At 37.1% G+C, this 11,880-nt stretch carries 6 protein-coding genes; all 6 read right to left on the minus strand.

All coding sequences use genetic code 11. The features are described from left to right. The coding region (locus tag ACEXOE_RS14940) for a non-ribosomal peptide synthetase (RefSeq protein WP_394749637.1) at positions 1–2,762 on the minus strand (2,762 nt) is incomplete at its 3' end. 152 nt (positions 2,763–2,914) lie between these two features. After that, positions 2,915–4,858 (minus strand): carbamoyltransferase family protein, encoded by a 1,944-nt coding sequence (locus ACEXOE_RS14945; protein WP_394749638.1) that lies wholly within the window; start codon positions 4,856–4,858, stop codon positions 2,915–2,917. A 232-nt stretch (positions 4,859–5,090) separates the two neighbouring features. Then, positions 5,091–7,547, minus strand: coding sequence for a TonB-dependent receptor domain-containing protein (locus ACEXOE_RS14950; RefSeq protein WP_394749639.1), 2,457 nt, complete (start codon positions 7,545–7,547; stop codon positions 5,091–5,093). 296 nt (positions 7,548–7,843) lie between these two features. After that, positions 7,844–9,169, minus strand: coding sequence for an aspartate kinase (locus tag ACEXOE_RS14955; protein ID WP_394749640.1), 1,326 nt, complete (start codon positions 9,167–9,169; stop codon positions 7,844–7,846). A gap of 132 nt (positions 9,170–9,301) precedes the next feature. Continuing rightward, positions 9,302–10,939 (minus strand): cyclic peptide export ABC transporter, encoded by a 1,638-nt coding sequence (locus ACEXOE_RS14960; RefSeq protein ID WP_394749641.1) that lies wholly within the window; start codon positions 10,937–10,939, stop codon positions 9,302–9,304. Positions 10,940–11,135: 196 nt separating this feature from the next. After that, positions 11,136–11,843 (minus strand): thioesterase II family protein, encoded by a 708-nt coding sequence (locus tag ACEXOE_RS14965; RefSeq protein ID WP_394749642.1) that lies wholly within the window; start codon positions 11,841–11,843, stop codon positions 11,136–11,138. Positions 11,844–11,880: the final 37 nt, after the last annotated feature.

The raw sequence follows: 11,880 nt of genomic DNA on the forward strand, positions 1-11,880 counted from the left end.
CGGTGGCCGCGTACCTTCACCTGGTGGTCCATACGGCCCATGAACTCTATCGTGCCGTCAACAAGCCATCGGCCCAGATCACCCGTGCGGTACATCAGGTCCCCTTCGCAATAGGGGTTCGAAACGAACTTCTCAGAGCTCAGACCCGGATTGTTCAGGTATCCCCGTGCAAGGCCGTCACCGCTTATGCAGAGCTCCCCAACAACGCCTATCGGACAAAGACTATTCCCCATGCCCAATATATAGATACGATAATTTAATAATGGTTTGCCAATAGATAATTGATTACTCTCCTGTATTAGCAATGCATTGCTCCATAATGTTGTTTCTGTAGTTCCATATATATTATAGACTTTTGTAGTGGTTAATTTTTTTAATTTTAGATAATTATCATTAGTTAGACTTTCTCCTCCAATCAGTATAACCTTTAATTTTTTTAACGATTCAACCTTATTATCAGCAACAATCATTAATTGTTCTAAACGAGCCGGGGTAATTTGTAAAGTATCTACTTCTCCTTTTTTTATGCTTTTCAATAGGGCATTTGGATCTCCTTGTAAGAGATTAACAGACATTCCACTTGTTAAGGCACCTAATATTTCAAGTACCGATATATCAAAGGTGTAATTTGCCGCTGCAGCCCAACATGATTTAGGATGTAGACTGAAAAACTTATATATATTTTCGAAAAAAGAAACTACGGATGAATGTTCTGTCATGACCCCTTTTGGCTTGCCCGTGGAGCCCGAGGTGTAAATGACATAGGCAAGGTTCTTTGGACCGACTACGGAGGGAAGGTTCTCGCCGCTGAGCGAATCCAGCTCCTCCCTGTAAAGGGAAAGCTCATCACTATCGATCAGCACCTTACAGGCGATGTCCTCCAGCATGTAGCGGATGCGGTCCTCCGGATAGTCCGGGTCGATCGGGACATAGGCCCCGCCAGCCTTCAATATCCCCAGTATGCAGACCACCATCCAATCGCTGCGCTCCAGGCAGATCCCCACCATGTCCTCCTTCCCGATACCGTGACGGTCCCTTAGGTAACGGGCCATCCTGTTCGAGGATTCGTTGAGCTCTTGGTAGGTAATCCTTTTGTCCCCGAACACCAGGGCGGTCCCATTCGGCCTTTTATCCACCTGCTCCCCGAAGAGGTCGATGATCGTTCTCTCCCTTGGGTAATCGGCGGCCGTATCGTTGAAGGTCTCCAAAAGCTCCCTCCGCTCTTCCGCCCCAAGGTACTCCAAACGGTACAGCGGAAGCGAGGGGTCCGCTACGGCAGATCCCATCAATCGTTCAAAATGCCCCAGCATGCGCTCGATCGTCGAACGGTCATAGATATCACTGTTATACTCGATACCCATTGCGATTCCGTCATCGACTTCCTCAAACTCAAAACTCAAATCAAATTTGCTTGTTTCGTGACTTTTTCCAGAATACGGAATTATTTCAAAATTATTTGGAGATTTTTCATCCAGTGCTATATTTTGGGTATTTTGGAGCATAACCATCACATCAAAAAGTGCATTCCTGCTCATGTCTTGTTGCAAGTCCAACTGGTCCACCAGTTCGTCGAAGGGGTACGATTGGTGCTCGAAGGCACCCAGCGATACCTCGCGCACATTTGACAACAGCTCCCCGAAGCCGGACCCGCCAGCGAAACGCGTACGCAGCGCAAGCGTGTTCACATAGAAGCCGATCTGATCCTCCAGGTCCAGGTGCGATCGACCCGCTATAGGGCTACCTATGATGATGTCCTCCTGCCCAGTGTAACGGTACAACAGGCTTTTTACCCCTGCCAACAGCCCCATATAGAGCGTGCCCCCTTTTTCGCGGCAAAGATCCTTTAGAAGTTCGGTGGGGCCCGCGCCAAGGACTCCCCGTACGACCCCGCCGTTGTACGTCTTTACGGCCGGACGGGGACGGTCCGTCGCTAGGTTGAGCACAGGAAGGTCCCCCGAAAAAACATCCGACCAATAGCCCCGCCCCTTCTCAAGGGAACCCCCCTCCAATAGCGAACGTTGCCATACCGAATAGTCCTTGTACTGGATCCGCAAGGGAGGGAGAAGGCCATCGCCCCCCGTAACGAGGGAATTGTAGTACCACAGGAGCTCCCTGATCAGTACCCCGAGCGACCAGCCGTCGCTTATGATGTGGTGCATCGTATAGGTGAACAGCCATCTATCCCGGGACAGGCGGTAAATGCCAGCACGCAAAAGCGGGCCCTCCGAGAGATTGAAGGGTATCGACGCTTCGCGATCCACCAGGGATCGCACCTCTACTTTTTGTCCCTCGACATTACGCAGGTCTTCCTCCAAAAGTGAGAAGCCCGATCGATCCGAAGACGCGATATATTGCCGCACGTCCCCGTCCCCGTTCTCCCTGAAGGTCGTGCGCAGTATCTCGTGCCGATCGATCAGCCTCTCGAAGGCGGTCCGAAGGGAGGGAACGTCAACAGGGCCTTCAAAAATATAGGCACCGGGCATATTGTAGGCCACGTTCCCCTCCTCGAACTGGCTCAGTACCCATAGACGGCGCTGGGCGGACGAAAGCTCATAGTCCAATGAATCCACTGCCATGGGGAAAGGATTATCTGTAGGATTGGCTTGCTCAGTCAAATACGCGATGAGTTCAGTTTTTCTTTGCTTAATTTCCTGTAAAAGCTCTGAATCCAATCCATCTTTCGGGAATTTTAAAGAAAGTTTACCATCTACCAATTTGAGATGCATATCTTTTTCTCCTAATAAATCTAAGAATTTTCTCATGTATTAATAAGATATTTATACTTTTTAGCCATATATAGACATCAGAGAAGTATCCATATATTTATATAGCTCTTTAAAAAATGGTGAGATTGATTTTTGAAATAGTGTTACTAAAACAATACCTATTGTACTGTTTTTTATCTAGTTTGACCTTATACCATTGCCAAACATGGTTCTACCATAATAAGTCTTTGTCTCCAAATATCTTTGAATTCCGCCAAAAGAGGGGAATCACCAGAAAAATTAATAGGTTCTCCCGATTTTAAAAATTCCCATAATGCTTTTGATATTTGGATATTCTTTTTCAAATAAGAATTATGTAGAAAAAATCCAGACGTGTCTTTAAATCCATCAGATAAACTAACAAAGTCATAAAACGAACTATTGAGATAAATAGGTTTATCCTCGTTTAATACTTTTTTATGAACTATGTAGTTTTCCAAAACAATAGAATTCACATCACAAGTTAGCAGAAAACTAATTGCATTGGCAGGGGTATGAACAATAGGTTCAAAATTATTGTTGAATGAAGTATTTAACAATACCGGAGTATTTGTTTTTTCGTAAAATGAATTGATTAATTTCCAAAAGATAGTATTGTGTTCTTTTGAAACTGTTTGCACTCTTGATGTCCCATCTGTATGGACAACTGCCCCTAGATCTTGTTTATATTTTTCCTGAGCATTCAATATGAAGGTCATGAAGGGAAAACTCCTTTGTCCATTCGCTGGAATTTCAAAATATTTATCTACAAATTCTTCCAATATTGCAGGTGCGAACGGCCTAAACCCTTCCCTCATTTTAATAATTGAATTAATTCTTTCTTTATTTTCAGCGGGCCTTGGATCAGCAACTATGCTTCTATTGCCCAATGCTCTTGGCCCGTATTCTTCCCTACCTTTAAACCAACCGAGAACCTCGCCTTTGGCAAGTAGATTACCTGCATCATTATAGATATTGTCAGATCTCTCTATCTCTACAAGATCTTTCCATTTCTCCAATTCAGTTTCAATTTCCTTTAAATCAAAATCCAAACCAAGAGAGGTAGAGGTAATTTTATTATTTATAAAATTATTTTTGGTCTCTATTTGACATGCAAAAGCAGCACCCGCCGAAAGCCCATTGTCCCCAGAAGCAGGATAAACGAAAACCTCTTCAAACAAATCTGAATACAACAGCTCACCTTCCATTTTACAATTTAATGCTACACCGCCAGCAAGGCAAATTTTCTTTAAACCCGTTGATTTTTGTAGCGGGGCAATGATATGGAATATGATTTTTTCTAAAGAAGCCTGTAAAGCCGCAGCAATGTTTTTATGATTTTGATCAAATGGGTCTCCTTTTTTCCGTTTAGGGCAAATCGTATGTAACAAGTATAACTCACTGGAATTTATTTCATAATCACCATTTGGCAATAAGGTATAAAAGGACTCAAATAATTCACTATGTTCCGCAGCATCACCGTAAGGGGCCAACCCCATAACTTTATACTCATCAAAAATTTCCATACCGAGAAACTCGGTAATATCCAAATAAAAATAACCGAGGGATTTTTTGACAGGAAAATCTTTTAAAAGAGACAATCTACCGTTTTCCCCCTTATATATTGTTCCTGACAATCCATTTCCGGCACCATCAAGGGTTACTACAAGGCTTTCTTTAAATCCTGATTGACAAAATGCTGAAATGGCGTGACAGTAATGGTGATCATAAAGTTTTATCTTGTCAAAATCCATTTCATAATTTGTATGGCTTTTGAATATCTCTCTCAAAACAAATAAACCGGCATGTGGGGGAAGTGGTTCTTCCATAAATTCTTTGGCGTAACCTTCCAAGGTCTCCAAACTTATGGGAAAGGCAAAATAGTCAATGTCATCATAACTAACCGCATTATAAGCCATACACTTTTCTAATGCCATTTTCGGAAAATAATTGGTATGCTTAATTCTAGTCGCTCTTTCTTCTTCAAGAGCGAAAATTAAATTCCCATCCTTTAAAAATGCTACCGATGAATCATGTAATTGGCCATGGATAATTTCTTTTAGAAATTCATTTTCAATATGATTTGGTCCTCCATTTATTCCTAATATATTCATGTTTTTCAAATATGATTTATAAAAACTATTGGTTTTTGACTACTGGATAAAGTTGCCCGTAAAGGCTTATAATTTTGTTGAAATGTTATGTGAATCAGATGATAGGTGGTCATCGCATAGAAGCAAGGTTTTTACATTGAATACCTTCTATCCCACGATTTGGTTTCATCTTATTTTCCCCTAAAAAGGAGATTATTAAAAAATAGCGGTCTGGTGGAGCGCCTGGATAATATTAATTTTCTCTTACCCTGTTCTCTTCATTCGAAGATCCTTTACTTCTACTTCTAGGGCCTTTCACATCAGAGCTTCCAAATTTGTAGGAGACTCCCAATCTAAAAATTCGCGTCTCTTCCTTTTGGTCTAAATTGTAATTCAGTAAGGGGATTTCACTGGTAAGCCTTACAATATTTGTATTAAAGATATCGCTCACAGAAAATTTAATGCTTCCTTTTCCTTTAGCAAAGGACTTATCAATTCCGAAATCTATTGCTGTAATAGGATCAATTTTATACGTATCAACAACCTGTGAAGACACGTAAAACCCAGAAAGTTCAGCGCTTATGGTAGGACTAATTTTAATGGCATGATAGGAGCTGAATTGTAAAGAGAGTTGACTACTATTAAATGGCAATCCCATAATATTCGGTGTCTCAAAGTCATTCTGAAAAACAGTGAAATTATTGTCCGTATTCCAAAATTCGGCAATTGCAATAGGAACATTCAAACTTATATTGTAACTAGTTTTTTCTGCTAAATTCAAGGAAGTGATCGCTAGCGTACTATTGATAGGATCTGATAAAAATACATCTGAAATTACATCATTGGTCTTACTGTAACCAAGGCTCAGACTATAGGTATCCTTGTACGTCCATGACAGTTCAAATGAATTGGTATACTGAGGATTTAAAAATGGGTTTCCTTGCTCAAAAGTAAATAAATCAACAAACTCCGTAAATGGATTTAAAGCTGCGTAATCTGCTCTATCAATACGTCTATTGTAATTAAATCCAAATGCATTATTTTCTGTCAATGCTAAATTTATGGCCAAACTAGGGAAAAAATCCAGAAAGCTGCGATCTACAACAACTTGCTGGGTTATAGAGTTTGCCTCGGAATTTGTCTGTTCTGCCCGTAAACCGCCCTGTAAAGTAAGTTTTTTTAAATTTTTACTTAGACTTATATAGGCAGCATTCACATTTTCGCGATAGATAAATTGATTGCTCCTTTGGGTATCATTAACAAATTGTCCATTGATCAAGTTTTCAAAACGAAAATCATTATCCGTTTCTACCAAACTACTTTTCAAACCAGTCTCCAATTTAAAATCTTCACTAAAAGCATAACTATAGTCTATTTTGGCGGATAAAATATCTATATCTGTAGGTGAAATATTTCGAAAAACAATTTCCTCACCTTGTGGCTGTCCGGAAGCATCAAAAAAAGTATTATTGAAATTATTATTTCTTCTATTGCGATATCTACCGTAGTCCAAATCTACATTTATTTCTTGCCCTAGTGTATCCAATAGAGTGATAAAATTAAGGTTATATGCAAGATTAGAAAACCTTCCAGTTAAAGGGTTATCTGTTATTACTGTAGAATCAATGATATTAGGTTGAGAGCTAATGAATGTTTCACTGATGGAATTGGCCCTCCTTCTATTGGATTGACCATTTACCGTAAGGCCCAAAGTGTTTTTCTCATTAATGAACCAGTCAATTCCAGCTTTATAGGAATTATTGGTAAAACGATTTCTGGAGTCTCCATTTTGATCAAAAAATGTGACTTCATCGTCCAAAACATTCTCTCGCAACAAATCTAATATTGTGAGCGTGTTATTGTTAGAAAAGTTATAACTACCATGAATATTGACTTTTTCATTTCGATGATTTAAACTAAGAGATGTATTGGTCTTGGAATCTTCCCCATATCCTACACCAGCGCCTATATTTCCATTAGTGCCGTAGCTCCGATTTTTCTTAAGTTTTATATTAATAATGCCCGAACTTCCTGAAGCATCATATTTTGAGGAAGGATTTGGAATCAGTTCTATAGTACCAATGGAGTTACCGTCTGTTGTCCGTAACAGTGTTAGGAGCTCTTCTGAATTTAGGAATGTAGATTTCCCATTAATCATTACCAATATTCCCTGCCTTCCGCGCAAGCTAATATTTCCAAAATTATCTACATTTACCCCAGGGGCTCTCCGTAAAATTTCAAGTGCTGTATTTCCTGCGGACAATACGCTTTTTTCTATATTCAATACCGTCTTATCACTTCGTTTCTCAATGAATGAAGACTGCGCGGTAACAGTAACAGCATCTAATGCTATACCCGATTTTTCAAGTATAATTTTTTTCTCATTTATAGTATTCCCAGCCTCGTTAAGCGTAAAAACACGGGAACGAAATTTTTTGTATCCAACATGGGATATTTCAAGGAGGTAACTACCGAACGCTACATTTTCAAAAACAAAGTTTCCCTCTTCATCGGTAATAGATCCTTTGACCAACAATGAATCTTTTGAACTCAATAAACCAATAGTAGCATAAACTATGGGTTCTTGATCTTCATTAACAAGGCTCCCTGAAATTATTCCCTTACTTTTAATGGATTGAGAATATACCGAAGTACATATTGCCATACAAATTAAACTGGTGAATAGTAAATTTCTTGATGTTTTCTTCATAGAAAAAAGATTATGCCTTATGAATTTGTTTTATTGTTAATCTCTGTTTTAGGCCAATAGGCGTATAGATTTTTTGCGTTCTCTAATATATTAAGTTTAATAGTATAAATACATATGACATACTATTAACTTTCAAAAAAATAACTATAAAAGTCATTTTTTTGTAAATAATAAGCTACGTTTATATTAGTTATGATTTCCTTTATTTTTGTGACAAATATCTTGTGAGGCTGCCGCTTTATTATTTCAAGTTTTCGTTATTTCGAAATCATACTGCAGTGTCCATACAACTACATTTAAATTATTTCATCAATTTCTTTCAAGAAAAGTCGAGAATTTAAGCCTCTTAAAGTTTGAATTTTATTTTTTGATGGTACTAAGGTGAGTATTCCTAATTTGCTCAACGACATAACTTCGCCATTAAACGAAATATCCTTCAAAATCTCTACATGATCCGCAGTAATATTTTTATTTGATTCTTCACCCACTATGCAAATACCGCATAGATTTTTCTCTAGTTTAATGGCAACAATCTTTTCCAATTCCCTTCTTAAAAGGGCAATTTCAATATTTTGATTTATTATGACGCCTATTTGATGTTTTTTTTCATAATAAAAATATACGGGGACATTATGTTGTTTGAATACACTAATGATATCCATTTTAAGATTTTCATCAATATATTGAGAAACTGTATATAAGATCATTAAATTATCTTTGGCTGCAATTGCCTTAATACCATTATTTATCAACTTATGGTCTATAACTGTGCCTTTTCCACTACTATTGTAGGTGTTTTTTAAGTATATGGGTATGTTTAGATCTTTTGCTGGAAAGATGGTCTTCTCATGTAAAATTTTGGCTCCAAAATAAGCTAACTTGGCGGCTTCATCATAGGATAAATGTGGAATGGAATAGGTGTTCTCTACATATCTAGGGTCATTATTTTGCATACCATCGGTATCGGACCAAATTTGTATCTCTTCTGCTCTTAATGCTGCGCCAATTAAGGTGGCTGTATAGTCGCTTCCTCCGCGTTCCAAGTGCCGTACTCCCCCATTCCTGTCAATTCTAATGAACCCTTGTGTTATGAATAAATCACATGCTTCTTTTTTTTCTAGAATATTTTCCAATTTGCCTGCTATCAAGGAGATATTCGGATTATCCAAAGTCTCCACAAACATAAAATCCTTAGCATCCAACAAAATATTTTTTATACCTATTGAAGTCAAATAGCACGAGTAGATTGTAGTTAATAAAAGCTCTCCATAAGTAATTATTTCACACTCCTCATTTAAGGATAGTTCACTCTCAGAGAGTTCCAATATGTTGCCCAGTGATACATCGACGAATTCGGAAAGTGTTTTCTTCATCTTCTGGTCAAACATTAAGTCTTCAATTAAATTACAATGTTGAATTCTCAGTATTTCAATGAGACCAGGAATCAATTCTCTATGATCGTTCTTTACATTTTCTACTAGATCAACAAGGATATCCGTTACCCCAGAAATTGCTGAACACACCACAATTTTTTTTCCCTCACAGGATTTTATGATGTTTTCTATTCTAAACAACCCGACACTCTTGCCTACCGAAGACCCCCCGAATTTTAAGATTTTCATGTGTGTTTTTTCCAAAAAAGTTACCCTCTTGACCTCTTGCTATAATTCAAGGCTGCAACGAGATCTTGTGGCAAAAAAGAACATTTCCATTTAGTTGAAGCAATACAGAAGTATTTTGAAAATGTATTAAGTTTATTTCCCCCAAACCACTTCCGCAAGACTTTCATCAGTATTGATTTGAACGTCTTTTACAATTTTACCAAAATCAAACTTTACGATTCTATTTGCAAGATGGAAATAGGCATCATCATGTGTAACTGCGATAATTGTTTTTCCTTCTTTTTTTAATTTGGGTATTAATTCTTCATAAAAGAATTTTCTAAAATGTGGATCTTGATCCGCTGCCCATTCATCCAAAACTAGAATAGGTTTATCTTCCAAAAGTGCAAAAATCATTGATATACGTTTACTTTGTCCTTTAGAAAACTTTTTCCTAGCCGATTCTTCTTTATCGTCTTTTATCACCTTGTCCAATTGCATTATATTGAGTAAGTTTTGATAATCTTCATTGTTTACAAGGCTATAATTATCATAGTTATTTCCAAAAACATAATTGTTCGTGAACACGGCTGCAATAGATTCCTGTAAATCAATGTTTCCATTTGCTATGACCTCTCCATTAAAAACAATTTCTCCATCACTAGGTTTATATAGTCCGGTCAAAATGTTAATAAAGGTGCTTTTTCCAGAACCGTTTCCTCCTACTATAAAAAGTACTTCGCCCTGTTTTACTTCAAGATCTATTGGTCCTAAGGCAAAGGTTTTTTCATTATCGCCATCATCGTAATCAAAACAAATATTATTAAATTTCAAAGAATTCATTATAGGTTTACTTTCTTTTTCAATAGGAAATTTTTCTTCTTTTTCCTGAAAATCCTTCATGAAATTTTTAATCCTATTATTAGCAACTGCAAACTGCGTATAGTTCTGTTGCATGCCAATTAAACTGTTTATAGGGCCAGAAATAAAAAGTATAATCACTACATATGCTATAACATCGGCTTGTTCCAATAAGTCGAATAATGGCAAAACAAAAATAATGACCGCAATTACCATATAAAGCCCATATTGACTTATTATACTTATCGTTTGAAATACATAATTAACTCTAAAATCAACATTTTCCGAATCGTCCCTGTTTGGCCCTAGGTAGTTGTCCATAAGATTTTTTCTTCTATTTGCACTTAATTTCAACTCTTTAAACCCAAGTATCAAATCGTCAACAAGACTAAAATAACCTTCTGCAAAACCTCTTAATTTTTCCACCAGTTTGCCCATTGAATTCATAATGATAAAATAACAGGCAGCAACCAAAATGATCATGCAAACAACAATAATTGCCGCAATGGATGAAATAGTAAACATATACACAATACCTAAAATCAGAACAAGAAGGGAATTGACCGTATTTGTCATTACAAAAGGTAAATCGCTAAAGACCCTTAAATCTTCCACTGCAGTATAAAAACGCTGCGTTCCAAATTTTTCTATTCTACGCAAAGGAGCTCTAAGTACCTGTCTAAAGAGTTTCTTTTCATTTTCATACAGTATCTTATAGGTATACTTATTAAGTCCTTTCTGAAAAATAATATTGAGCAAGTAGGTATAGACAACAAGTGCTGAAAAAACGATTATCATATAATCCTTTAAAAAAGCTTCACTCCCTGCCAAGACATTATTGATGATGTAAATAATACCAAAATTCAGTATCGTATTTGGTATAGCATATAACAGTAAGTAAATAAAGTCTTTACGTTTTATTTTAAACATGTCCTTAAAATTAATTGTTAAAGTATTTTTTTCGTTTCAAGAATTCAGCAAGAAAGTGTTCTGTGCTAGATAGGCTATATTGCGTATTTTGTGATTAACATAAATTTGCTCAGAAAAAATTTTGTCATTGTACTGAACCAAACCCAAGTTGAAATTATTGGTAGCCCTTTTTGAGTCCCTATATAAATTAGCTTTGTCAGCTATGCGCTGGAGCCAACAAAGTAGATTTCATTATTTTTGAAAGTGTATCACTTTGATCATATATAAAAAAGTGTCCCCCGGGAAAAACGGTGTAGGAACAATTCTGCAAAGAGAATTTATTCCAATTGTCTATCTTATCCACGGTTTCTTCTTTATCTCCCATTAAAGCATGAATAGATGTTTTCAATAAAAGACCTTCTTCCGAATAATCATCTTCTTCCAATAATTTGAAATCGGATCTTATTATTGGATCAAAGAGTTCATACAATTCCTTGTTTTCCAAAACTTCCTCGGAAACACCACCGAATTTCAATAACATCTTTTTAAATTCTTCTTCTCCTAGTAAATATCGTTTAGGTTTCTTTTTTTCTTCTTTTATCGGTCCCGCATTGCCCGAGACCAATAAGTTTACGGGGGCATCCCCAACCTCTTCCATTTTTCCAGTAACTAAAAGCCCTAAAGCAGCTCCCATACTATGCCCATATATTAAATATGGTTTTGAATTTCTTAAACTCATAATTTGATGAACATAATCATCAACTGCTGCATTCTTATTTGTAATACACTTCTCGTTTATTCTCCCTCCTCTTCCTGGCAATTCTAATGGTATAAATTCAAATTCCTCATCGAGATATTTTTTTAAAAAATTATAGGAATACCTATTCCCTCCAGCAAAGTGCAATAAGAATATCTGTTTTTTCATTCTGGTATGCGTAAAACGGTATGTTTTAAGCCATTTT

Origin of the sequence: Spongiimicrobium salis, assembly GCF_043678055.1 — a bacterium.
Classification (GTDB): Bacteria; Bacteroidota; Bacteroidia; order Flavobacteriales; family Flavobacteriaceae; genus Spongiimicrobium; species Spongiimicrobium salis.

Excerpts from the sequence above, each read along its gene's own strand:
- ACEXOE_RS14960 (WP_394749641.1), bottom strand. The coding sequence starts at position 10,939 with ATGTTTAAAATAAAACGTAAAGACTTTATTTACTTACTGTTATATGCT.
- ACEXOE_RS14965 (WP_394749642.1), bottom strand. The coding sequence starts at position 11,843 with ATGAAAAAACAGATATTCTTATTGCACTTTGCTGGAGGGAATAGGTAT.
- ACEXOE_RS14945 (WP_394749638.1), bottom strand. The coding sequence starts at position 4,858 with ATGAATATATTAGGAATAAATGGAGGACCAAATCATATTGAAAATGAA.
- ACEXOE_RS14955 (WP_394749640.1), bottom strand. The coding sequence starts at position 9,169 with ATGAAAATCTTAAAATTCGGGGGGTCTTCGGTAGGCAAGAGTGTCGGG.
- ACEXOE_RS14950 (WP_394749639.1), bottom strand. The coding sequence starts at position 7,547 with ATGAAGAAAACATCAAGAAATTTACTATTCACCAGTTTAATTTGTATG.